The 23,649-nt window shown below is 63.9% G+C and carries 21 protein-coding genes; 12 read left to right on the forward strand and 9 right to left on the reverse strand.

What is annotated here, in order from left to right; genetic code table 11:
• Window positions 1-91 precede the first annotated feature (91 nt).
• The 3 genes from I3J27_RS29295 to I3J27_RS29305 all read right to left on the reverse strand — a co-directional run bounded on the left by I3J27_RS29295 (window position 92) and on the right by I3J27_RS29305 (window position 2,918).
• Window positions 92-535 (reverse strand): DUF4399 domain-containing protein, encoded by a 444-nt coding sequence (locus I3J27_RS29295; RefSeq protein ID WP_270162350.1) that lies wholly within the window; start codon window positions 533-535, stop codon window positions 92-94.
• 17 nt (window positions 536-552) lie between these two features.
• On the reverse strand, window positions 553-2,082 hold the full coding sequence (locus tag I3J27_RS29300; protein WP_270162351.1) for an SUMF1/EgtB/PvdO family nonheme iron enzyme: 1,530 nt from the start codon (window positions 2,080-2,082) through the stop codon (window positions 553-555).
• Window positions 2,083-2,333: 251 nt separating this feature from the next.
• Window positions 2,334-2,918 (reverse strand): STM3941 family protein, encoded by a 585-nt coding sequence (locus I3J27_RS29305; RefSeq protein WP_270162352.1) that lies wholly within the window; start codon window positions 2,916-2,918, stop codon window positions 2,334-2,336.
• Between the two features lie 192 nt (window positions 2,919-3,110).
• On the opposite strand from I3J27_RS29305, the gene I3J27_RS29310 reads away from it, so the two are divergent.
• From I3J27_RS29310 to I3J27_RS29335, 6 genes are all read left to right on the forward strand, one after another.
• Window positions 3,111-3,731 carry a hypothetical protein gene (locus I3J27_RS29310; protein WP_270162353.1) on the forward strand — a complete coding sequence of 207 codons (621 nt, stop codon included), beginning with the start codon at window positions 3,111-3,113 and terminating at the stop codon, window positions 3,729-3,731.
• 42 nt (window positions 3,732-3,773) lie between these two features.
• Window positions 3,774-4,223 carry a DsrE family protein gene (locus tag I3J27_RS29315; RefSeq protein ID WP_270162354.1) on the forward strand — a complete coding sequence of 150 codons (450 nt, stop codon included), beginning with the start codon at window positions 3,774-3,776 and terminating at the stop codon, window positions 4,221-4,223.
• 114 nt (window positions 4,224-4,337) lie between these two features.
• Window positions 4,338-4,661 (forward strand): ArsR/SmtB family transcription factor, encoded by a 324-nt coding sequence (locus tag I3J27_RS29320; RefSeq protein ID WP_270162355.1) that lies wholly within the window; start codon window positions 4,338-4,340, stop codon window positions 4,659-4,661.
• Window positions 4,658-5,089 (forward strand): SRPBCC family protein, encoded by a 432-nt coding sequence (locus I3J27_RS29325; RefSeq protein WP_270162356.1) that lies wholly within the window; start codon window positions 4,658-4,660, stop codon window positions 5,087-5,089. Before I3J27_RS29320 ends, I3J27_RS29325 begins: the two co-directional genes overlap by 4 nt.
• Window positions 5,090-5,130: 41 nt before the next feature.
• Window positions 5,131-5,355: a hypothetical protein gene (locus I3J27_RS29330; RefSeq protein ID WP_270162357.1), complete on the forward strand. Its 225-nt coding sequence runs from the start codon at window positions 5,131-5,133 to the stop codon at window positions 5,353-5,355.
• Window positions 5,352-5,792: a DUF1801 domain-containing protein gene (locus I3J27_RS29335; protein WP_270162358.1), complete on the forward strand. Its 441-nt coding sequence runs from the start codon at window positions 5,352-5,354 to the stop codon at window positions 5,790-5,792. The genes I3J27_RS29330 and I3J27_RS29335 overlap by 4 nt, the downstream gene beginning before the upstream one ends.
• Before the next feature lie 232 nt (window positions 5,793-6,024).
• On the opposite strand, the gene I3J27_RS29340 is transcribed toward I3J27_RS29335, so the two are convergent.
• The 4 genes from I3J27_RS29340 to I3J27_RS29355 form a co-directional block, all read right to left on the reverse strand.
• Window positions 6,025-7,560, reverse strand: coding sequence for a SpoVR family protein (locus tag I3J27_RS29340; protein ID WP_270162359.1), 1,536 nt, complete (start codon window positions 7,558-7,560; stop codon window positions 6,025-6,027).
• A complete protein-coding gene (locus I3J27_RS29345; protein ID WP_270172912.1) occupies window positions 7,557-8,834 on the reverse strand; it encodes a YeaH/YhbH family protein in 1,278 nt (425 codons plus the stop codon). The genes I3J27_RS29340 and I3J27_RS29345 overlap by 4 nt, the downstream gene beginning before the upstream one ends.
• 30 nt (window positions 8,835-8,864) lie before the next feature.
• Window positions 8,865-10,808 carry a PrkA family serine protein kinase gene (locus I3J27_RS29350; RefSeq protein WP_270162360.1) on the reverse strand — a complete coding sequence of 648 codons (1,944 nt, stop codon included), beginning with the start codon at window positions 10,806-10,808 and terminating at the stop codon, window positions 8,865-8,867.
• Window positions 10,809-11,108: 300 nt separating this feature from the next.
• Window positions 11,109-11,792 carry an STM3941 family protein gene (locus I3J27_RS29355; RefSeq protein WP_270162361.1) on the reverse strand — a complete coding sequence of 228 codons (684 nt, stop codon included), beginning with the start codon at window positions 11,790-11,792 and terminating at the stop codon, window positions 11,109-11,111.
• Between the two features lie 324 nt (window positions 11,793-12,116).
• On the opposite strand from I3J27_RS29355, the gene I3J27_RS29360 reads away from it, so the two are divergent.
• The 6 genes from I3J27_RS29360 to I3J27_RS29385 are packed head-to-tail and all read left to right on the forward strand — an operon-like array spanning window position 12,117 to window position 19,623.
• Complete coding sequence (locus I3J27_RS29360; RefSeq protein WP_270162362.1) at window positions 12,117-14,966, forward strand: bifunctional transaldolase/phosoglucose isomerase; 2,850 nt, start codon at window positions 12,117-12,119, stop codon at window positions 14,964-14,966.
• 13 nt (window positions 14,967-14,979) lie between these two features.
• Window positions 14,980-15,978 carry a phosphogluconate dehydrogenase (NAD(+)-dependent, decarboxylating) gene (gnd, locus tag I3J27_RS29365; RefSeq protein ID WP_270162363.1) on the forward strand — a complete coding sequence of 333 codons (999 nt, stop codon included), beginning with the start codon at window positions 14,980-14,982 and terminating at the stop codon, window positions 15,976-15,978.
• Window positions 15,979-16,005: 27 nt separating this feature from the next.
• Window positions 16,006-17,517 (forward strand): glucose-6-phosphate dehydrogenase, encoded by a 1,512-nt coding sequence (zwf, locus tag I3J27_RS29370; RefSeq protein WP_270162364.1) that lies wholly within the window; start codon window positions 16,006-16,008, stop codon window positions 17,515-17,517.
• Window positions 17,517-18,266, forward strand: coding sequence for a 6-phosphogluconolactonase (pgl, locus tag I3J27_RS29375; RefSeq protein ID WP_270172913.1), 750 nt, complete (start codon window positions 17,517-17,519; stop codon window positions 18,264-18,266). The genes zwf and pgl overlap by 1 nt, the downstream gene beginning before the upstream one ends.
• Window positions 18,253-18,783 (forward strand): gluconokinase, encoded by a 531-nt coding sequence (locus I3J27_RS29380; RefSeq protein WP_270162365.1) that lies wholly within the window; start codon window positions 18,253-18,255, stop codon window positions 18,781-18,783. Before pgl ends, I3J27_RS29380 begins: the two co-directional genes overlap by 14 nt.
• A gap of 27 nt (window positions 18,784-18,810) precedes the next feature.
• Entirely contained in the window at window positions 18,811-19,623 is an 813-nt protein-coding gene (locus tag I3J27_RS29385; protein ID WP_270162366.1) for an HAD family hydrolase, read from the forward strand.
• Window positions 19,624-19,627: 4 nt separating this feature from the next.
• Here I3J27_RS29385 and I3J27_RS29390 read toward each other — a convergent pair whose 3' ends face one another.
• Together I3J27_RS29390 and malQ are read right to left on the reverse strand one after the other, a co-directional pair.
• A complete protein-coding gene (locus I3J27_RS29390) occupies window positions 19,628-21,430 on the reverse strand; it encodes a glycoside hydrolase family 15 protein (protein WP_270162367.1) in 1,803 nt (600 codons plus the stop codon).
• Window positions 21,431-21,474: 44 nt separating this feature from the next.
• Window positions 21,475-23,454 (reverse strand): 4-alpha-glucanotransferase, encoded by a 1,980-nt coding sequence (malQ, locus tag I3J27_RS29395; RefSeq protein ID WP_270162368.1) that lies wholly within the window; start codon window positions 23,452-23,454, stop codon window positions 21,475-21,477.
• Window positions 23,455-23,649: the final 195 nt, after the last annotated feature.

Consider the following 23,649-nt stretch of genomic DNA (forward strand, 5'->3'; position numbering starts at 1 on the left):
CGCTGCGAAGCGATCCGGAGTCATCTCGCGGTGGCAATCTGGATTGCTTCGCTGCGCTCGCAATGACGCAAGAGATGGTCGCCCAGCGCTTCTATCGCGCTGCAACCGGCTGCCTGACGCGGACGGTGACCTTCTCCGAGACGAGCGGCGGCTCGAACGGATAATGCTTCGCATCGCCCAACACCAACTGCAGCGTGTGCGTCCCGGGTGGAAGCTCGAGGAAGGTTTCGGTCTGCCCTGCCCCGAAATGCTGATGCGACTTGTCCTGAGGGATCGGCTCCTTGGGATCAAGCGGATCGCTGACGTCGATCAGCAAGTGGTGATGACCGGCGTTCTGATAGTCATCGCCGGCATGAGTGACTCCCATATTGCGCAAACCAAATCGGACCCAGAAGCCAGCGCGAACCTTCTGTCCGTCATGCGGCGTGATGAAATACAGCTTCGCGTCCTTGGGGGCGGTCTTGCCTTGCGCAACAGCTGCGCCGGGAAGCAACGCGAGCGCCGCTGACAGCGCGATGCAGCGAAAGATTTGCATCAAACCTGCTCCTGCATTCAAGGACTGAGCGCGACGCGGAATCCATGCGTCGGGTAACGAACATTGGTATCGTAACCGTCGCGATTGGACGGCCGCACATATCTCGAATCGTTCTTCCATGAGCCTGAGCGCAGGACATGGGACGAGCAGTCACCACCGGTCCAGGCCGAGCCGTCATTGGGTGCGCCCTGATAGGACTTGCGCCAGCAGTCCTCGACCCACTGATCGATACTGCCTCCCATATCGTGGAGGCCGAACGGATTCGGCTTGAAGCTGCCGACCTTCGCGGGTTGCTCGGCCGCAAGGCCGCCGCAGTCCTTGCATCCGGCCATACCAGGCTGGAGCTTGTCGCCCCACCAATATTTCGTCTGCGTTCCACCGCGCGCGGCGTATTCCCATTCGGCTTCGCTGGGAAGCCGATACGGCTTCTTCGTTGCCTGCGCGAGATAGGCCACATATTGCTGTGCGTCGGTCCAGCTCACATTGCTGACCGGCGCGTCGTCTTTGCCTGTGGCGGTGAAGCCGCACGCCTTTGCCGCGGCGCATTCATTCCATTCCTGCACCGTCACCGGATATTTGGCGATCGAGAACGGCTTGATCGTGACCTGGTGAACCGGGCGTTCGGTCGGATCGTCATTGCTTCCCATCGCAAAGCTGCCGCCGCGAATGGCGATCATCTCGGGCTCGCGAAGCGGCGCCGCCGCTGGACTTGGCGCGGGAGCGGGCGATGGAGATGACGCCGTCAGTGACGGAGACGGCTGCGGCGTTTGCGTCGCGGCTTCTCGCGGCGGAGGTTGCGGGCTCGGTGATGCGACCGGAGCAACGGCCGGCGCGGCGGCCTGCTCGTTCACCCTGCCCGGCGGCTGCGCCAGCAGATACCACAGTACACCGGCAGCGATCACGATGAGCGTGACGCTCAGAAGAAAGAGCAGGCTGTTCTCGCGCCGGCCTCGTGTCCTCCCGACCGCATCTGCGTCCGGCAGCACGCGATAGATGCGCACCGGGTCGGTAATGTTCTTGACCTTGCGGTCCCCGAGCGATTCATAGCCGCACACGACCTTGTGCTTGATCTGCTCGTAAATTGCGCCGGAGATGAAGACCTGACCGGGTTGGGCAATACCCTCGATGCGCGTGGCGATGTTGACGCCGTCGCCATAGACGTCGTCCGGCTCCACGATGACGTCGCCAAGATTGACGCCAATCCGGTATTCGATCCGGGAGTCCTTCGGAACCGAAGCGTTGCGTCCGACGAGATTCTGCTGAATGACGATGCTGCAGCGAACGGCCTCGACGGGACTGTCGAAGATCGCGATGAAGCCGTCTCCCGTCGTCTTCACCAGACTTCCGTGGTGTTCGACGATGCTGGGCTGGATGAGATCCCGTTCGATCCGCTTGACGCGAACATGCGTGCCCTCCTCGTCGGCCTGCATCAAGCGGCTGTAGGAAGCGATGTCACCGACGATGATTGCAGCGAGACGACGAGGCATCGGGCCGTGTGGAGGCGGCTCATCGTGATTTCCGGATCTGAAGTTGCGAATTTCGCCCATAGCCGGGCTCCACAAACTTGCAAAGACGGTCAGCTTACGACTTCGTAGCGCGGCTGTCTGTGAAGACTATCACAGTGATGCACCTCGACAATGTCGTCGACGGGTTCCCAAGCGAAACCGCAAGGGTTGAACCTTCCCGGCTCGACAGCGACTAAGGCAGATCCGTGCGCACCGGCAGTTTGGCCTGTGCCTGCGTCGTCTGACGCTGCGATCTGCGGCATCTTATCCGATGGCAGGGATTCCGCGCCGCCTTAGTTGACGGGCTCCGGCGCAGGTTCAGGCTCCGGCACGCCGTGGTCCACATGGGCCGGTCGTCCGGCACCCCAATATTGCTTGCAGGTCTCGAGCAATTTGTCGGTGTCCATGGTCAGGCCGCCCGTATTGATGATCACGCCGTCGGCGCCAAGCGCCTTGTTGATCAGCGACACGGTGCGCGTCAGAAGGCCGCCTGAAAATCGCGCGGCGATGAGGGGATCGACCTTGAGCACCACGAACTTCTGCGCGTGCTTCTCCCAAAACAAGATCTTCCGCACGGCGCTCCAGGCGATGGTCTCGTCGGCGAGCCTGGTGTCGCGAATGCCGACACGGCTGATGAAGACCACCGGCTGCCTCGCGGCGATCAGCCTCCAGAGCATTCTGCAGGTGGCAAGGCCGAAGAACACCGCACCGATATAGCAGGCGGCGACCTCGAACGTGGTGACGTTCTTGCCTTCCTGCCAGCTGAATGCGAACCCCGCGCAGAGCAGCGTCAGCAGCAGACTGCCACCGAAAAACATCAGCAGCCGGGCCCGGGAATAGCCGATCGCAAGATTGGGCAAGTTCTGACTTTCGGACATTTTTGACTGCCTCCAGCCATTTGCAGCAATCCGGGGGTTTATCCGCGCTCCTCCGGCAAGGATTAAGCCTGGAACCTTGCGTGGGGCTGCCCGCAGGGGTGGTTGAACGCCGGGCGCGCGGCTTGCGACTAACCGCAAGTTGGGCCCCACCATCCCGATGCGGCCCGTCAATGACTGACCGCCGGTGCGATCATGAAGCTTGCCCTTGTTCTTCCGCTTGTCTTTGCCGCGCTCGTCAGTGCCGCCCACGCGCAGGACGACGTCCATATCCGCGCAGCCACCACGGCCGAGGCCGGGGCCTTCAGCGAGCGGGTGTTCGCCGGTCCGCCCGGCAGGAAGCTCTATGCCTGCTTCGTCCGCCGTTACGATGCGGATCATCTCGCGCGACATCCGAAGCAGAAAGTCGCTTCGATGAAGCTGCTGATGTCGGCCGAATACGATAACGAGGTCAGGGACCTCCGCTATTCCTTCCGTCTGGGCTTCAAATACCGCCACCGCTCCGGCGATTTCGACTCCAGCGGGTCGTGCAGCCACGCCGTGTTCGAAGACAGCGGCAACGAGGTTCGTTTCGGCTGCGGCGTCGATTGCGAGGGCGGCGGCATCGGCGTTGCGCTGTCCCGGCACGACAAGTCGGCCATCGTGCGGCTGGCGCGAGTCCGGGTCTGGCAGAACAACAAGCCGGACGACGATGCCGAGCAGTCGCTGGTCGCCGGCGCCGACGACGGGATCTTCCGTCTCGACCGCACCGACAACCGCGAATGCGCTTCGCTGGTGACCGACCGCAAGGAACTCGCCGCGCTGCGCCACAAATGATATGCGTCCCTTCGAATTCAGGCTCAGTCGAGGGAGATCGCCATGAACCGCCGGAGCATCTTGTGGAGCGCCGTGTCGGCTTTGGGCGCGGCGTTCGGCGCCTCGCGTGCACAGGCCGCCACTGAAGCCGGCACGGGCAGCAAGCTCAAGGTGGTCTATCACCTCAGCGACGCCGAGAAGGTCAACTTCGTGCTCGGCAACATCCAGAACCATATCGACGGTGTCGGCGGGCCCGAGCACGTGACGGTCGCATTGGTGATCCACGGGCCGGCGCTGAAGGCTTTTCACCGGGCGCAGGCCAACCCTGACGTCAGCAAGCGCCTCAGCGATTTCTCCAAGGACGGCGTCGAGCTTGCCGCGTGCGGCAACACGATGAAGGCGCAGAACGTCACGCTCACGGATTTGCTGCCAGGCTTCGTCAGTGCGGAAAACGGCGGCGTGGTGCGCATCGCCGAGCTTCAGTCGCAGGGGTATCTGTATCTGCGGCCTTAGGGTTGCGCGCCGGCGCCGCGGCATTCTCCACAATGACGATGGAGAGAGCGCACTTGACTTACCCATAACTCTACGGTTATGAGTTTTCCATAACCTACGAGTTATGGATTTCGCATGTCCGCCGCGCACGACCTCCTGTTCAGGACGCTCGCCGACCCGACCCGGCGGGCGCTCTTCGAGCGGCTGTGCCGCGAGGGCGAGCAGACGGTGGGGGCACTGACGGTGCGATCGGGCGTTTCCCAGCCGGCGGTCTCGAAGCATCTCGGCGCGCTGAAGCAGGCCGGCCTCGTGCGCGACCGCCATGAGGGACGCCAGACCCATTACAGCGCGCAGCCCGGTGCGCTCGATCCGCTGATCGACTGGACCAGCCAGATGGCCTCCTTCTGGCAGAACCGGCTCGATGCGCTCGATGATCTGCTGAAGAGGATGGACCAATGAACGAGACCTCAAGCGAGACGCGCTCCGTCATCGTCGAACGCGAATTTGCGTTTCCGGCCGAGCGGATCTGGCGCGCGCTGACGCAGCCGCATCTGATCGAGGAATGGCTGATGAAGAACGATTTCAAGCCTGATGTCGGTCACCGCTTCAACCTGCGCGGCGAATGGGGCGGCGTGCTGGACTGCGAGGTGCTCACCATCGAGCCGCAGAAGACGCTCGCCTACACCTGGAATTTCTCGCACGAGGAAGCGGCGTTCGATCTCAAGAGCGTCGTCACGTTCACGCTGACGCCGACGGGTGCAGGCACGCATTTGCGCGTCGAGCAGGCGGGCTTCAGCCCGACGCAGAAGCAGGCTTTTGGCGGCGCGCATGCCGGCTGGAAGCAGTTCCTGGCAAAACTGGACGAGGTGCTGGCGCGGGCAGGCTAGCTCCGCCGGCGTTCATTCGATCGTATCAAGAGGAGGTTTCATTGACCGGCAATATGTGGGTTCGGCAGATCCATCGTTGGCTGTCGATCGCTTTTACCCTTGCCGTCATCGCCAACATCGTCGCGATGACAATGCAGGTCGAAGCCAATTGGATTGGCTTCCTCGCGCTCGTGCCGCTGATCCCGTTACTCGCGACGGGGCTCTATTTGTTCGCGCTGCCCCATATCGGCCAGAGCGACGGCGTCCGGCGCGAGGCGCAATCATGAAGAAGGCTACGACCGCGAAGAGGGCCGGCGCGACGAAAGCGGACGGCATTTCGCCCTCCAGGATGATCGACGGCAGGATCAAGGAGCTCGGCGACTGGCGCGGCGAGATGCTGGGGCGGATCCGCGGCCTGATCAAGCAGGCCGATCCTGATGTCGTCGAGGAATGGAAATGGCGCGGCGTTCCCGTCTGGGAGCATGACGGCATCATCTGCACCGGCGAGACCTACAAGGACGTGGTGAAGATGACCTTTGCCAAGGGCGCGGCGCTGGATGATCCTTCCGGCCTGTTCAATTCGAGCCTCGACGGCAACGTCCGGCGCGCGATCGACATTCGCGAAGGCGAGACAATCAACGAGAAGGCGTTGAAGGCGCTGATCCGCGCGGCGGTGGAGCTGAATGCGTCGAAGAAGAAGCCGGCCAAGAAGCGATCGGCCTAGAGCACCGCGGGTTCATGTCGATCGCGCTAGTCGCCGCGGGCTCGCTTCGACCTCTCCCGCTTGCGGGAGAGGTCGGCGCGCAGCGCCGGGTGAGGGTTCTCTCCTCTGGGGGACCCCCACTGTGGAGACACCCCTCTCCCCAGCCCTCCCCCGCAAGCGGGGGAGGGAGCGCACCTTCGTCGGAGCGCTGGCTGAGCCTCACCCGATTAGGCGTCAAGGATCGCCAGCCGCCTCAGGCGGCCACCGGGATCGGGCGCGGGCTCACGACGTATTCGCGCAGAACCTTGTCGTTGGCATCGACCTCGATCAGCGCGACGTCGTAGGTCCAGAGATCGGCGAGATGCTGGAGCACACGCTTGGCGTCGGTCTCGTTGAGCTGCGATCCCTTGATGACGTGGTGATGCAGGATCAGCCGGCGGTCGCCGGAGAGGTCGACGTCGACCACCTCGATATTGGCGTCGATGTAGCCGACATCGTGCTGCCGCGCCAGCTCGCGGCGGACGCGACGGAAGCCGCGTTCGTCATGGATCGCATCGACCCGGATGCCGGCGCGCTCCTCGGGATCGTCGTGCAGATGGAACATGCGGAGTTGCCGCATCAGCTTCGGGCTCAGGAACTGGGCGATGAAACTTTCGTCGCGGTAATTGGCCCAGACGTCGCGCAGGACGCCCATCACGTCGTTCTTGCCCGCGATATCCGGGAACCACTCGCGGTCCTCGTCTTCCGGCCGGGTGACGATGCGCTCGATGTCCTGCATCATGGCGAAGCCGAGCGCATAGGGATTGAAGCCGGAGAAGCGCTGATCGTCGAATTCAGGCTGGAACACCACGTTGGTGTGCGATCCCAGGAATTCGAGGAAGTTGCCGTCGGTGATGCGGCCCTGCTCATGCAGCTTGGTCATGATGCGATAGTGGACGTAGGTCGCCGTCCCCTCGTTCATCACCTTGGTCTGGCTCTGCGGATAGAAATATTGCGCGATGTGGCGGACGATGCGCAGGAGCTCGCGCTGCCAGGGCGCCAGCCGCGGCGCGCTCTTCTCCAGGAAATAGAGCAGGTTTTCCTGCGGCAGGCCGAGCAGCTTGCGGCGGCGCTCGAGGCTGAGCGCGGACTTGCTCTTGGCGGCGCCCTTGGGGACGGTGCGCCAGAGATCGTTGAAGACCTCCTCCTCGTGCTGGCGGCGGCGCCCTGCCCGCTTCTCCTCGGCGCGCAGGTCGAGCTTCTTCTTGCCGGGATAGCGGTCGATGCCGTGCGACATCAGCGCATGCGCGGCGTCGAGCGTGCGCTCGACCTCGGTGCGGCCGTAGCGCTCCTCGCATTGCATCACGTAGGTCTTGGCGAAGTCGAGATAATCCAGAATGCCCTCGGCATCGGTCCACTGCTTGAATAGATAGTTGTTCTTGAAGAAGTGGTTGTGGCCGAAGGCGGCGTGCGCGATCACCAGCGTCTGCATCGTCGCCGTGTTCTCCTCCATCAGATAGGAGATGCAGGGCGAGGAGTTGATCACGATCTCATAGGCGAGCCCCATCAGGCCCTTGCGGTAGGAGGCTTCGTGGTAGGCGAACTGCTTGCCGAAGGACCAGTGCTTGTAGAACAGCGGCATGCCGACCGACGAATAGGCATCCAGCATCTGCTCGGCGGTGATGACCTCGATCTGGTTCGGATAGACGTCGAGCCCGAGATCGTTCTTCGCCACCGCCTCGCAGGCATCGGTGATGCGCTGCAAGGTGTGAAAATCCCAATCCGCGCCTTCGAACAATCTTTCCGTCATGGAGCAGCTTTCTCCTGGGCAGTTTCGCGGCGCTGGAACAGGTCGTGGAACACCGGAAAGATCTCGCTGCGCTCGCTGACCTTGCGCATCGAGAGCGGTGCGCCGCTGTTGCGCAGGCGCTCATAGAGGGTCCAGAGCGAGGAATCGGAGAGATCGAAGGCGCTGCCGCCGGACTCGCCAACCTCGAGATAGGCAAAGAACTGACAGACCGGCAAGATCTTGTCGGTCAGCAGCAGGCCCGTGAGCTCGCCGTCGGAATAGGAATTGTCGCCGTCGGAGGCCTGGGCTGCGTAGATATTCCAGTCCGATGGATTGAAGCGCTCGCGCACGATCTCGTGCATCGCCTGGAGCGCGCTGGAGACCAGCGTGCCGCCGGAGGCCGGGCCGTAGAAGAAGGTCTGCTCGTCCACTTCCTCGGCGCGGTCGGTGTGGCGGATGAAGACGATCTCGACATGCTTGTAGCGGCGCTTCAGGAACACGTAGAGCAGCATGTAGAATCGCTTGGCGAGATCCTTCATGTGCTCGGACATCGAGCCCGAGACGTCCATCAGACAGAACATCACCGCCTGCGCGACCGGCCGCGGCACCTTCTCGTAGCGGCGGTAGCGGATGTCGAGCGGGTCGATGAAGGGAATGCGCTTGGTCTTCGCCTTCAGCTTTTCGAGCTGGGCGAGCAGCACCACACGCTCGTCCTCGTCCGTGCACGCGGCGATCGCGGCTTCCAGCTCCTCGATCTCCTCCTTGCGGGGACGCTTGAGCGCGATCCGGCGCGCCAGCGCGAGCCGCACCGTCCGGCTCACCGAGATATTGGCGGGCGAACCTGCCGTGGTGTAGCCGGCGCGCTGGATGCCCTCGCTCTCGGTCTGCGCGATCTTGCGCTTGGCGAGATCCGGCAGTTCGAGATCGTCGAGGAAGAGATCGACGAACTCGTCGCGGCTGAGCACGAAGCGGAAGGCGTCTTCGCTGTCGCCTTCGCCGGGACCGGAATCCTTGGCGCTGCCCTGGCCGGAGCGCTGGAGATAGTCGCCCTCGATGAACTTCTTGTTCCCGGGCAGCACCATGTCGCGCGTTCCGCCTTCGCGGCGGAAACGCGGCTCGTGCATGCCGTCCAGCGGGATCGTGACTTCACCCCCCTCGAGGACGTCCTTGATGTCGCGTTCCTGCGAGGTCTTCTTGACGGCGCCCTGCACCAGGGATTTGGCCCGACGCAAGAACCGCTGCCGGTTCTCAAGACTCTTGCCGCCTGGATTCAGGCGCCTGTCAATAATGTGAATGGGCACTTTACCATTCGCCTCCCATCCGCCTCAACCGGCCTGCTTCACGCGCATGTACCATTCGACGAGCCGGCGAACCTGACGCTCGGTGTAGCCGCGCTCCACCATGCGTGCGACGAATTCGCCGTGCTTCTTCTCCGTCTCGCCGTCCTTCTTCGACCCGAAGGAGATGACCGGAAGCAGGTCCTCGACCTGGGAGAATATCCGCTTTTCGATCACGTCGCGAATCTTCTCGTAGGAAATCCAGGTCGGATTCTTGCCGCCGTTCTGGGCCCGCGACCGTAACGAGAATTTGACCACCTCGTTGCGGAAGTCCTTGGGGTTGGCGATGCCCGCCGGCTTCTCGATTTTCGTCAATTCCTGGTTCAACAATTCGCGATCGAGCAGTTGGCCGGTGTCGGCGTCCTTGAAGTCCTGGTCCTCGATCCAGGCGTCGGCATAGTCGACGTAACGGTCGAACAGGTTCTGGCCGTAATCCGAGTAGGATTCCAGATAGGCCTTCTGGATCTCGTTGCCGATGAACTCGGCGTAGCGCGGCGCAAGGTCCGCCTTAATGAATTCGAGGTAGCGCTTCTCGACTTCCTCGGGCAGCTGCTCGCGGCGGATCGACTGCTCCAGCGCGTACATCAGATGCACGGCGTCGGCGGCGACTTCCTGCGGATCATGGTTGAAGGTCGCGGCCAGGATCTTGAAGGCGAAGCGGGTGGAGACGCCGTCCATGCCTTCGTCGACGCCGGCGGCGTCGCGATATTCCTGGACGCTGCGCGCCTTCGGATCGGATTCCTTCAGGCTTTCGCCGTCGTAAACCCGCATCTTGGCGAACACCGTGGAATTCTCGTGCTTGCGCAGCCGCGACATCACCGAGAACCGCGCCAGCGTCTCCAGCGTCGAGGGCGCGCACGGCGCGGCCGCGAGCTCGGAGCCCTGGATCAGCTTCTCGTAGATCTTCTGCTCTTCGGTGATCCGCAGGCAGTACGGCACCTTGATCACGCAGATGCGGTCGATGAAGGCCTCGTTGTTCTTGTTGGCCTTGAAGCTCGACCACTCCGCTTCGTTGGAATGCGCGAGGATCACGCCCGTGAACGGGATCGCGCCGATGTTCTCGGTGCCGATGTAGTTGCCTTCCTGCGTCGCGGTCAGCAGCGGATGCAGCATCTTGATCGGCGCCTTGAACATCTCGACGAACTCGAGCACGCCCTGGTTGGCGCGGTTGAGGCCGCCGGAATAGCTGTAGGCGTCGGGATCGTTCTGCGCGTAGGTCTCGAGCTTGCGGATGTCGACCTTGCCGACCAGCGAGGAGATGTCCTGGTTGTTCTCGTCACCTGGCTCGGTCTTGGAGATCGCGATCTGACGCAGCCGCGACGGCTGGATTTTTGCGACGCGAAACTGCGAAATATCGCCGCCGAAGGCTTCGAGCCGCTTATAACACCACGGGCTCATCAGGCCGGTGAGGCGGCGGCGCGGAATGCCGTACTTCTCTTCCAGCATCGGCCCGAGGTGATCGGGATCGAACAGGCTCAGCGGGCTCTCGAACACCGGCGAGAGTTCATCGCCGGCCTTCAGCACGTAGATGGGGTGGACTTCCATCAGCGACTTGAGCCGCTCGGCGAGCGAGGATTTGCCGCCGCCGACCGGGCCGAGCAGATAGAGGATCTGCTTGCGTTCTTCGAGACCTTGAGCTGCGTGGCGGAAGAAGCCGACGATGCGCTCGATGGTCTCTTCCATGCCGTAGAAGCCGGCAAAGGCCGGATAGGTGCGGATCGTGCGGTTCAAAAAAATACGGCCAAGGCGGGTATCCTTGGCCGTGTCAATCGTCTGGGGGTCACCGATGGCAGCTAGCAGTCGTTCGGCCGCGTTCGCGTATTTCATGGGATCGCTTCGACACGATTCCAGATATTCCGCCATCGACATGTCGTGCTGGCTTCTCGCCTCGAACGACCGAGCGAAAGCGTTGAATAGAGAATCGTTGTACATGATCCCTCTCCGCGTGAGTTCCGCTACAAGCTGAAACGAAAGCAGTTACTGGACCGTTCCTCAGGCCGCTTCTCGAATCAGCGTGAGCACATGCCGATCATTGGACACCCTGGTGCCGACGCGACGCAACGCACAAGGTAGGCACTCGGTGAATTACGAACAGGCACTTGCCTGTAATTTGTGCGAATCTCTATCTATCTTCGCTCATTTCCAGAATTTGTCACTCGCTCGCCACATCCGGGCAATACCGGGGATTCCTCCCCGGGCACCGCAACATAAGGCGATCTGCGCGCGGCGATCTTATGACGCTTGTACGGCGAAGCCTTGAGCTCCGTCTCGCGTGCGGCGTTCATCTTCGTGCTGCAATGCGGCGCGTTGGCTGCTTGCAGCATGACAATCGCGGCAGGCGCGCAGCAGTGTCTCAAAATCGGTCGCCAAACCCTCCGAGCGGATGACAACCCGATCGTTCTGCCGATCGTTTTGCGCGCCGCGCGCCATGGTGTGGACGGCGCCGAGCTGGCGCTGCAAGGCTGGCGTCGGCGTCAGCACGATCATCTTGTGCCCGCGGCACTCCTCGGCCGAAATCTCCGCAATCGCGTCCCACAGCAGAAATTCATTACCGATGCGGAGGTCGCGGATGCCATAGGGGGTGACGATCACCACCGGCCCTCGTTCGGCGGGCAGCATCCAGATCAGCCAGCTGGTGATCAGGCCAAAGAGTGCGACGCCGGCATAGCCGATGGTCGTGTCGTAGTCGCCGACCCCCCAAAGCCCGTCCCACCAGTCGAAGGCAAGGGTCGCGCTGAGCAGGGTCATCGCGAAGCCCGCCGCGACCAGCAGCCGCAGTTGGGTCGTACATGGACTGATTTCGAGATCGTGGGACGCGTCGATGCCGGTGGTCGACGCGACCGATGGCGGACTGTCTGCGACAGCGAGCACCGGGCCGTCATGATGTGCGTGCATGCTTTTCCCCAGCATGGCCATTCGCGGCCGAGCCACGATGCATCAGACGGACCGGAATCCGCTGACGGCACTCCACCCAGCCACTAGACGACAAGACGAAGCGGCCGACGTTACGCAACCAGACGCTGGTCAATTCAAGACCTTGGCCAATTCCTCCCGGCCAACGACTTTTTACGCAACACGGCAACTTCCGCCTGGATCGCCAAGATCGCGACGGAGTTAGACTGAGAGTATGACGCTCGTACCCTTGATTGGTTCCCTCCCGGGAGCATGTAGGCTAGAGGATAGCGCGTCAGGACCGGCGCGGAAACCCCTCGCCCGCAGGCTTGGAGATAAATAGGCATCATGAATCCCGTCAAAGAACTGGAAAAGCACGGCCAAGCCGTCTGGCTGGACTTCCTGGCCCGCGGCTTCATCGCCAAGGGCGACCTGAAGCGGCTGATCGACACCGACGGCGTCAAGGGCGTCACCTCCAACCCCTCGATCTTCGAGAAGGCGATCGGCAGCTCGGACGAATACGACGCCCCGATCGGCAAGGCGCTGAAGCGCGGCGACCGGGCCGTGGCCGATTTGTTCGAGGCCGTCGCAATCGAGGACATCCAGGCCGCCGCCGACGTGCTCCGCCCGGTCTATGACCGCCTCAAGGGCGGCGACGGTTATGTCAGCCTGGAAGTCTCACCGTATCTGGCGATGGACACCGCCGGCACGGTCGCTGAAGCGCGGCGGCTCTGGAAGGACGTCAAGCGCAAGAACCTGATGGTGAAGGTGCCGGCGACGCCGGAAGGCCTGCCGGCGATCGAGACGCTGATCGGCGACGGCATCAGCATCAACATCACGCTGCTGTTCTCCAGGACGGTCTACCTCGAGGTCGCCGAGGCCTACATCGCCGGTCTGGAAAAATACGTCGCGGGCGGCGGCGATCCCTCGCATGTGGCCAGTGTCGCGAGCTTCTTCGTCAGCCGCATCGACTCGGTCGTCGACAAGCAGCTCGACGAGAAGATCGCGCGCGCCAACGATCCGAGCGAAAAGGAACGGCTCGCGGCGCTGAAGGGCAAGGTCGCGATCGCCAACGCCAAGGTCGCCTACCAGGATTACAAGCGCCTGTTCTCCGGTGCGCGCTGGGAGAAGCTTGCCGCCAAGGGCGCCAAGCCGCAGCGCATGCTGTGGGCCTCGACCGGCACCAAGAACAAGGACTACAGCGACGTTCTCTATGTCGAGGAGCTGATCGGTCCCGACACCGTCAACACGGTGCCGCCGGCAACGCTCGATGCATTCCGCGACCACGGCAAGCCGCGCGACAGTCTCGAGGAGAATGTCGACGACGCCCGCCGCGTGCTGGAAGAGCTGGAACGCTCCGGCGTCTCGCTCGATGCGATTACCGAGGAGCTGGTCAAGGACGGCGTCAAGCAGTTTGCGGATGCCGCCGACAAGCTCTACGGCGCGGTCGCCCACAAGCGCGCGACCGTGCTCGGGCCTGCGATCGACCGTCAGCAGTTCTCGCTGGGTGACGGGCTCGGCAAGGCCGTGGCGAAGAGCACCGAGGAATGGCGCGCATCGGCGAAGATCCGCAGGCTATGGCAGCGCGACAAGTCGGTCTGGACCGGCGCCGATGAGAACAAATGGCTCGGCTGGCTCGACAGCGCGGCGAAGGCCGATGTTGCGGACTATGAGGACTATGCTGGCCGCGTGAAGGGCCAGAAATTCTCCGACGCCGTCGTGCTTGGCATGGGCGGATCGAGCCTTGGCCCTGAGGTGTTGGCCGAGACCTATGGGAAAAAACCCGGCTTCCCCAAGCTGCACGTGCTGGACTCCACCGATCCGGCGCAGGTGCGGGCGATGGAGGCGAAGATCGACATCGCCAACACCGTGTTCATCGTCTCCAGCAAGTCCGGCGGCACCACCGAGCCGAACGCGATGAAGGACTATTTCCACGAGCGCGTCGCGCAAGCGGTCGGGCCGAAGGTCAAGACCGGCCATCGCTTCATCGCGGTGACCGATCCCGGCTCGTCGCTCGAGAAGGCGGCCAAAAGCCTGAACTACGCCCGCATCTTCCATGGCGAACCCTCGATCGGCGGCCGCTATTCGGTGCTCTCGCCATTCGGCCTCGTGCCGGCGGCAACCGCGGGCATCGACGTCAAGACCTTCGTCAAGCATGCGCTGGCAATGGCCCGCTCCTGCGGGCCGGACGTGCCGCCAAGTGAGAACCCCGGCGTGCAGCTCGGCCTCGCCATGGGCCTTGCCGGCCTCGAAGGCCGGGACAAGGTGACGATCCTGTCGTCGAAGAAGATCGCCGATTTCGGCGCCTGGGCCGAACAGCTCATCGCGGAATCGACCGGCAAGGAAGGCAAGGGCCTGATCCCGATCGACGGCGAGCCGCTCGGTGAGCCCGCGCTTTACGGCAACGACCGCTTCTTCATCGACATCCGCATCGAGGGTGAGGCCGACGCCGCCCACGACTCCCAGCTTGCCGCGATCGAAGCGGCCGGCCATCCCGTGGTGCGCATCGTCATGAAGTCGATCGACCATCTCGGCCAGGAATTCTTCCGCTTCGAGATGGCGACGGCAGTGGCCGGCAGCATCCTCGGCATCAACCCGTTCGACCAGCCGGACGTGGAAGCGGCCAAGATCAAGACCCGCGAGCTCAGCGCATCGTTCGAGAAGTCCGGCGCGCTGCCTGAGGAAGAGCCCGTGGTCAGCACCGCGGAAGCTGACCTCTTCACCGACGAGCACAATGCCGCCGCGCTGCGCGCGATGGGCGCCAACGGCGACCTCACCTCCTGGCTGAGGGCACATATCACCCGCTCGCGGCGCGGCGACTATTTTGCCCTGCTCGGCTACATCGCGCGCGACAAGGCCACGATCGAGGCGCTTCAGGAGATGCGGACTGCGGTGCTCGTGAAGCGGCATCTGGCGACCGCAGCCGAGTTCGGACCGCGCTTCCTGCATTCGACCGGGCAGGCCTACAAGGGCGGGCCCGACAGCGGCGTATTCCTTCAGATCACCGCAGACGACGCCAAGGACTTGGCCGTGCCGGGCCAGAAGGCCAGCTTCGGCGTGATCAAGGCGGCGCAGGCGCGCGGCGATTTCGACGTGCTCACCGAGCGCGGCCGGCGCGCGCTGCGCGTCCACCTGAAAGGTCCGCTCAAGAAAGGTCTCGCGGCGCTCAATGCCGCGCTCAACGACGCACTGAATTAAGGGAATCTCTCACATGCAACTCGGCATGATCGGCCTCGGCCGAATGGGCGGCAACATCGTTCGCCGCGTGATGCGCCAGGGACATTCGACCGTGGTCTATGACAAGGATGCGAAGGCCGTCGCGGGCCTCGCCGCCGACGGCGCGGTGGGCTCGGCGACGCTCGAGGAATTCATCGCGAAACTCGAGCGGCCGCGCACGGCCTGGGTGATGCTGCCGGCGGGGCGCATCACCGAGACGACGATCGACACCATCGCGGGCGTGATGCAGGAAGGCGACGTCATCATCGACGGCGGCAACACCTTCTGGCAGGACGACGTCCGCCGCGGCAAGGCGCTGAAAGCGCGCGGCATCCACTATGTCGACGTCGGCACGTCCGGCGGCGTCTGGGGGCTCGACCGCGGCTATTGCATGATGATCGGCGGCGAGAAGCAGGTGGTGGACCGGCTCGATCCGATCTTCGCCGCGCTCGCGCCCGGCGCCGGCGACATCCCGCGCACGGAGGGACGCGAGGGACGCGATCCCCGCATCGAGCAGGGCTACATCCATGCCGGCCCTGTCGGTGCCGGTCATTTCGTCAAGATGATCCACAACGGCATCGAATACGGCCTGATGCAGGCCTATGCCGAAGGGTTCGACATCCTCAAGAACGCCAATATCGAGGCGCTGCCGCCGGACCATCGCTACGATTTCGATCTCGCCGACATCGCCGAGGTGTGGCGGCGCGGCAGCGTGATCCCGTCCTGGCTACTCGATCTCACCTCCACCGCGCTCGCCGACAGTCCGGCATTGGCGGAATATTCCGGCTTCGTGGAGGATTCCGGCGAAGGACGCTGGACCGTGAATGCCGCGATCGACGAGGCCGTGCCGGCCGAAGTCCTGACCGCGGCGCTCTACACACGTTTCCGTTCCCGCAAGGAACACACCTTCGCCGAAAAAATTCTCTCCGCGATGCGCGCGGGGTTCGGCGGCCACAAGGAGCCGAAGCAGCCGGACGCCACCAAGCCGAAATAAGAGCAACAAAGCGAAGGCCAATCGTTCGTGACAAAAGACCCGCAAGCCAAGCGCAAGCCGGAAAATTGCGCCTTCGTCATCTTCGGCGTGACTGGCGACCTCACCCATCGGCTGGTGATGCCGTCGCTCTACAATCTCGCCGCCGAGCATCTGCTGCCGGAAAAATTCTGCGTGGTCGGCGTGGCCCGCAGGGGCCAGTCCGATGACGAGCTGCGCGACAGTCTGATGAAGGGCCTGCGCCAGTTCGCAACGCGGCCCATTGACGACGACATCGCCCGGAAGCTCCTGGAATGCGTGACCTTCGTCGAGGCCGATCCGAAGGACCCGCCGTCGTTCGACCGCCTGCGCGTGCATCTGGATTCGCTGGAATGCGCGCAGGAGACCGGCGGCAACCGCCTGTTCTACCTGGCGACCCCGCCCGCCGCGTTCGCGCCGACCGCGCGCGAGCTCGGCCGCACCGGCATGATGAAGCAGAACGGCGCCTGGCGGCGGCTGGTGATCGAGAAGCCGTTCGGCACCGACCTCGCCTCGGCCAAGGCGCTGAACGCCGAGCTCCTGAAGATCATGGACGAGCACCAGATCTACCGGATCGATCATTATCTCGGCAAGGAGACGGTGCAGAACATCCTGGTGCTGCGCTTCGCCAACGGCATGTTCGAGCCGATCTGGAATCGCAACCACATCGACCACATCCAGATCACGGTGGAAGAGAAGCTCGGCGTCGGCCACCGCGGCGGCTTCTACGACGCTACCGGCGCGCTGCGCGACATGGTGCCGAACCATTTGTTCCAGCTGATGTCGCTGGTGGCCATGGAGCCGCCGGCACGCTTCGACGCGCATTCCGTGCGCTCCGAGAAGGCCGAGGTGCTGACCTCGATCCAGCAGCCGAGCCGAGAGGACGCGCTGAAGAATTCGGTGCGCGCGCAATATCTCGCGGGGCGCATCGGCGACGATGAGATCATCGACTATCGCAAGACCGAGGACGTCAAGCCCGGCAGCACCACCGAGACCTTTGTCGCGCTGAAACTGATGATCGACAATTGGCGCTGGGCCGGCGTTCCCTTCTATTTGCGCACCGGCAAGGCGCTGGGTCACAAGCGCACCGAAGTCGCGATCAAGTTCAAGCAGGCGCCGCTGTCGATGTTTTCTGGAACGACGGTCGATCGCCTGTCGCAGAACTTCCTCACCATCGGGATCGCGCCAACCGAGACCATCGAGCTTCAGTTCAACGCCAAGATTCCGGGGCCAAGCATCACCATCGACGGCGTCGAGATGAAGTTCAAATACGGCGACTATTTCCGCGCCGATCCCTCGACCGGCTACGAGACGCTGATCTACGACTGCATGATCGGCGACAACATCCTGTTCCAGCGTGCCGACGGCATCGAGGCCGGCTGGCAGGCGGTTCAGCCGTTCCTGGACGCGTGGAAGCAGGCCGGCGGCAACGGCATCGAGACCTACGAAGCCGGCAGCGACGGCCCGGCCTGCGCCGACGAGCTGCTGCGGCGCGACGGGCGAAGCTGGCGGAAATTTTCGTGATGGCGGCGGCCGGACAGCCGAAGCTGATCGTGGCGGCCGATGCCGAGGCGCTGGCACGGGCCGCAGCCGAGCGGGTGATGGCGCGGATCGAAGCCAACCCCTCGCGGATCGCGATTTGCCTGACCGGCGGCTCCAGCCCGAAGACGCTCTATCAATTGCTCGGCAGCGATAGCTGGTGCGGCAGGATCCCGTGGGAGCGTGTGCACTGGTTCATCGGCGACGAGCGCTTCGTGCCCGCCAGCGATCCCCTCAACAACATGGCGGTCGCGCGCGCGAGCTTTCTCGACCGCAATGCGCCGTCTAGCCATATCCACCCGATCCCAACTGCGGCTGAAAGCCCCGAGGCGAGCGCCGAGACCTATGCGCGCGAGCTACAAGCCTTCTACGGTTCTGAGAGCCTCGATCCGGCCAGGCCGCTGTTCGACATGGTTTTGATGGGCGCGGGCCCTGACGGCCACACCGCCTCGCTCTTCCCGGGCTATCCCGCGATCGACGAAACCACGCGCTGGGTCGTTGGCGTGCCCAAGGCCAATGTCGCCCCTTTCGTGCCGCGGGTCTCGCTCACCCTGCCCGCTTTGGCCTCTTGCCACGAAATGCTGTTCGAGATTGCCGGGCACGACAAGCAGCCGATCTTGACGCGCCTCCTCAATGGCGAGACTTTGCCGGCCTTACGCGCGCGCTCGAATGGTGAGACCGTCTGGCTGGTCGACCAGGCCGCGCTTCCGGAGGGAATTCGTGGCGGGCGTTGAAGCACCTTGTGCATTGATCGTGATGGGCGTGTCGGGTTCGGGCAAAAGCACGGTTGCGGGGGCGCTGGGCGAGCGGCTCGGCTGGCGCTTCGAGGACGGCGACAGCTTTCACCCCGCCAGCAATGTCGAGAAGATGCGGGCCGGCCATCCCCTGACCGACGAGGATCGCTGGCCCTGGCTCAACGCCATCGCCGACGAGATCGCGCGGGTCTGCGACAAGGGCGAGCATGTCATCATCGCCTGCTCGGCGCTGAAGCACACCTATCGTGACGTGCTGCTGCGCGGCCGCGACGACGTCCGCTTCGTCTTCCTGAGGGGCACCAAGGAACTGATCGCCGCCCGCCTCGCCGGGCGCAAGGGGCACTTCATGCCGCCCGGGCTGCTGGCCAGCCAGTTCGACACGCTGGAGCCGCCGGAGGCCGGCGAGCACGTCATCACCGTCTCGATCGACGAATCCGTCGAGGCGATCGTGGACGGCGTGGTACGGCAATTGAGACTGGGCGGGGCGAAACGCTAAAGGCCGAAAAACCCTGGGGATCCTGCCATGACGAAAATCTCACTGGTCGTGTCCGACGTCGACGGCACGCTGCTGACCAAGGACAAGACGCTGACCGAGCGCGCGAGGAGCGCGGTGCAGCGGCTGCACCAGGCCGGCATCGGCTTCACCATCACCTCCAGCCGCCCCGCGATCGGCATGCGCTTCCTGATCGAGCCGCTGGCGCTGTGGCTGCCGGTCGGCCCGTTCAACGGCTCCTCGATCGTCGATCCCGAGATGAAGCCGGTCGAGCAGCACCTCATCCCCGCGAGCGCCGCCGAGCGCAGCTTGCAAATCCTCCGCGAGTTCGGCGCCGATATCTGGCTGTTCACCACCGACCAATGGCTGATCGATAATCCAAGCGGAAAATACGTCGCGCATGAACAGCACACGATCCGCTCAGCCCCCACCATCGTGACCGATTTCACCCCGTATCTTTCCAGCGCCTGCAAGATCGTCGGCGCCAGCGCCGATGCCGCGGGGCTCGAAGCTTGCGAAAAAGCGATGCAGGAGGCGCTGGGCAGTGAGGCGACCGCAGTCCGCTCGCAGACCTACTATCTCGACATCACCCCGCCCGGCTTCAACAAGGGCACCTTCGTGCAGGCGATGGCCAAGCGCCTCGGCATTGCGACCGACACCGTCGCCACCATCGGCGACATGCAGAATGACCTCGCCATGTTCGCCGTCAGCGGCGTCTCGATCGCCATGGGCAATGCCACCGACAACGTCAAGGACCAGGCCACCCACGTCACCGCAACCAACGAGCAGGACGGTTTTGCGGAAGCGATGGAGATGATTTTGAAGCGGAATGGGGTGGGTTGAATTACTACTTCGACCGCTGCACCGCCGGCTTCTCACTCTCCTGCCTTGCCGCGGAGAGATTGTGGGCGGTGTTGATCAGCGCGATGTGGGTCAGCGCCTGCGGGAAATTGCCGGTCTGGCGCCGGGCGTTTGAATCATACTCCTCGGCCAGCAGCCCGACGTCGTTCGCGACGCCGACCACGCGATCCAGCAGGACTTGCGCCTTGTCGAGATCACCCGACAGCACATAGGCATCAGCCAGCCACAGGCTGCAGGCCAGGAACGCGCCTTCGAGCGGCGGCTGTCCTGCAGGCAACTCGCGCGGATCGTGCCGCAGCACGAAACCGTCGCGCACCAGGCATTTCTCGACCGCCGCGATGGTGCCGCGGATGCGCGGGTCCGACGGCGGCAGGAAGCCGACGGCGGGCAGCAGCAGCACGCTCGCATCGAGCAGCTTCGAGCCGTAGGACTCGACGAAGGCATTTTCCTCCGCGTCAAAGCCGTTGTTGCAGACGTCGCGATGAATCGCCTCGCGCAGAGCGTGCCAATGCAAGAGCGGCGCCTTGAAGCCAAAGGTCTCGGCGCTCTTGATGCCGCGGTCGAACGCGACCCAGGTCATGACCTTGGAGAAGACGTAGTGCTTCGGCTGCCCACGCCGCTCCCAGATGCCGTGATCGGGCTGGTCCCAGACCTCGGCGAGATGGTTGAGCACGGCGCATTCCAGCGACCATGTCGTCTCATCGTCGAGCTTGAGCTTGGCCATGCGCGACTGGTGGAAGGCGTCGATCAACTCGCCATAGACGTCGAGCTGGAGCTGCGCATGCGCAGCGTTGCCGATTCGCACCGGCTGCGAGCCCTCATAGCCGTCGAGCCAGCCCGCCTCCCATTCCAGGAGGCGCCGCTGGCCCCAGATACCATACATGATCTGCATGTTGGCGGGCGAGCCGGCCGCCGCGCGCAGCAGCCAATTGTGCCAGGCCGAGGCTTCCTCGGTATAGCCCGAGTTCATCAGCGCCAGCAGCGTGAAAGTGGCATCGCGCAGCCAGCAGAAGCGGTAGTCCCAGTTCCTGCCGCCGCCGAGCTTCTCCGGCAGCGAGGTGGTCGGCGCGGCGACAATGCCGCCGGTCGGGCCGAAGGTCAGCGCCTTCAGCGTGATCAGCGAGCGCATGATGAGATCGTGATAGTCCCCGTCGCGGGTGCATTGGCCGCACCAGTCCTGCCAGAATTTCTCGGTCTCCTCGAGCGCGATCTCCGGATCGATCGGCCCGGGCGGCTCGAGATGCGAGGGGCCGTAGGTCAGGACGAAGGGCACGGTCTCGCCGGCCTTGACCTCGAAGTCCGACACCGTGGTCAGATCCTCGCCGCGGGTCTCGACCGGCGTGCGCAGCACGGTCATGTCCTGGCCGGCGATGGCCATCAGGGAATGGTCGATCCGCCGCACCCAGGGAATGTCGGCGCCGAAACCGAAGCGGATGACGAGCTCCATCCGCATCTTCACCGCACCGCTGACGCCGCGCACCAGCCGCACGATGTCCGAGGCCTTGCCGCGCGGCGGCATGAAGTCGATCAGCGCGACGGTGCCGCTCTTCGTCTCGAAGCGCGTTTCGAGGATGAGGGTGTCGCCGAGATAGCGGCGCGACGTTTTTGTGACGTCCTCGCCCGGTGCGATCAGCCAGCGGCCGTTCCTGTGCGTGCCGAGGATCGCGGCAAAGCAGGCGTCGGAATCGAAGGCCGGCCAGCACAGCCAGTCGATCGAGCCGTTGCGCCCGACCAGCGCCGCGGTCTCGCAGTCGCCGATCAACGCATAGTCCTCGATCCTCTGAGACAATGTCGTGCGAGCCTTCGGAAATCGCCCCTGGATATCCCGGCCGATCAACTCCCGCCGGTCAACGAACGTTCCCGCGTCGCGGCCTTCAAAGCCGCGAGATCGACCTTCGAGGCAATCTTGTCGAGCGCAACAGGCAGGCGCTGGCGCCAGTTCGGATGCTCGTCGATCGTGCCGGGAATGTTGGGCTGGTCGATCACGCCGAGCAGATCCTCCAGCGATATCGCCAGAAGCCGCGACGGCGTGCGCGACAGGAAGGCGAGCACCGAATAGAGATCGTTGGCCTTGATGCCGTTCTGGTGCAGAATCTCGTCGAGCGCACCGAGCGCATCCCAGCGCGCCTGGTCGTCCTCGCCGGGATCGAGCCCGAGCGAGCGCTTCATCTTGAGATCGCCGAAGGAGCGCCAGCCGGCATAGGTGCACAGATCATGCGTGTTCAGCGTCACCAGCGCATTGGGACGGTAATGGTCGGTGTTGCGGAAATGGCCGGCCTCGTCGCGCTCGAACATCATGACGAGATAGGACCAGATGCCGAAATCCTGCATCATCTCGCGGAAGCCTTCTGGCACGGTGCCGAGGTCCTCGCCGATGACGATGCACTTGTGGGCGGCGCTCTCGCGCACCACGGCGCCAAGCAGCGCCTCGAATGGCATCTGCACATAGGCGCCGTTGTCAGGCTTGAAGCCGCGCGGCACCAGATAAAGGCGCTTCAAGCCCAGCACGTGGTCGAGCCGGATGGCGCCGGCATGGCGCATCGAGGCCGCTAGCATGTCCGCGAACGGCACGAAGGACTGCGCTTCGAGGCCGCCGGAATTGAAGCCGGCAAGACCCCAGTCCTGTCCGATGGTGTTGAGCACGTCTGGCGGCGCGCCGACGGCGAGCTCGCGCGAGATCGCCGTCTGCTCGTTCCATGCATCGAAGCCGTTGGATTGCACGCCGACGGCGACATCGAGATAAAGCCCGACCCGCATGCCGAGCTGGCCGGCCAGCTCCTTGGCCGCATGCAATTGCGAATCAGCCGTCCACTGCACGAATTCGACGAACTCGACCTCGCGCTTGTCGGGCCCGTTGCGCAGCTCGGCGCATTTGGCCTCATCCGGCCGCTGCCATTCCTGCGGCCACTCCCACCACGGCCCGTTGAAGCGATGGCGCAGCGCTTCGAAGCAGGCAAAGCGGGACAATAGCGGCGCGCGGTCGGCGCGAAAGGCGTCGAACTGATTGCGGCGGACACCGCTCGCGCTCGTCATGAAGCTGTTGAAGGCGGCGCGCAGGGCCAGCCATTTCAACGCCGCCATGTCGGCATAGGGGACGCGGTCGCCTTCCCGCAGCCGCGCGGCGGTCGCAGCCGCGTCGGGGACGAGGTCGGGGGAAAATTCCGGGATCGCCTCGACGTCGATATAGAGCGGGTTGAGGAACAGCCGGCTGTTCGGCGAATAGGGGCTGCAATCGGCCGGATGGTCGTCGAACAGGACGTGGAGCGGATTGAGCCCGACACCATCGGCGCCGAGTTGCTTGGCGAGCCGGACGAGACCTGCGAGGTCGGTGAAATCGCCGATGCCCCAGTTGCGGTCGGAGCGGACGCTGTAGAGCTGCACGGCGAGCAGCCAGCCGCGGTCGAAATCGCCGCCGAAGGCGCGCTCGGGCGCCACGATCATCGGCACCTCTTCGCTCACGCCTCCGGCATCGGTCAGCGACAACCGGTGATAGCCGAGCGGCAGGCCGTCGGGCCAGGCGATGACGGGCTCGCGCGTCTCGCCTTGCGCGATCACATTGGGTTTGCCGTTGGCCTGGTCACTGCCGGTGATCTTCCATTTGAGCGGCGGCGCGCCCATGGCCGCCAATTCCGTGCGCGGATGTCCCAGGGCGCGAACCACCACGGGCCCGCCGACGAAGCGATAAACCCGCTTCTCCGGCAGGGCGTCGAGGATGGATTTGAGCGCTTCGGGCGCGGTGACCCGCAGCTTTCCGAGCGCATCGACGAATTCAGACTGAACGCCCTTGATCCGGGCTTGAGCTAAAAGATCCATTCGGCACGCAGCTTGCAGGCCATAGTTTGGCCGGGGGCATCGATTTTAACGAGGCGGAGGAAGACGTTAGTCAGGCTTAACTCGCAAACCGCGCTGGCCGTTCCCGAGGGAACTAATGCCACACAACCGGCTTTCTATAGTGGTACCAAGCGTAGGTTCCCGACAAGGGAAACGGGCTCCTGCTTTCTTGTCAAT

This window comes from Bradyrhizobium xenonodulans (assembly GCF_027594865.1).
GTDB classification, from domain to species: domain Bacteria; phylum Pseudomonadota; class Alphaproteobacteria; order Rhizobiales; family Xanthobacteraceae; genus Bradyrhizobium; species Bradyrhizobium xenonodulans.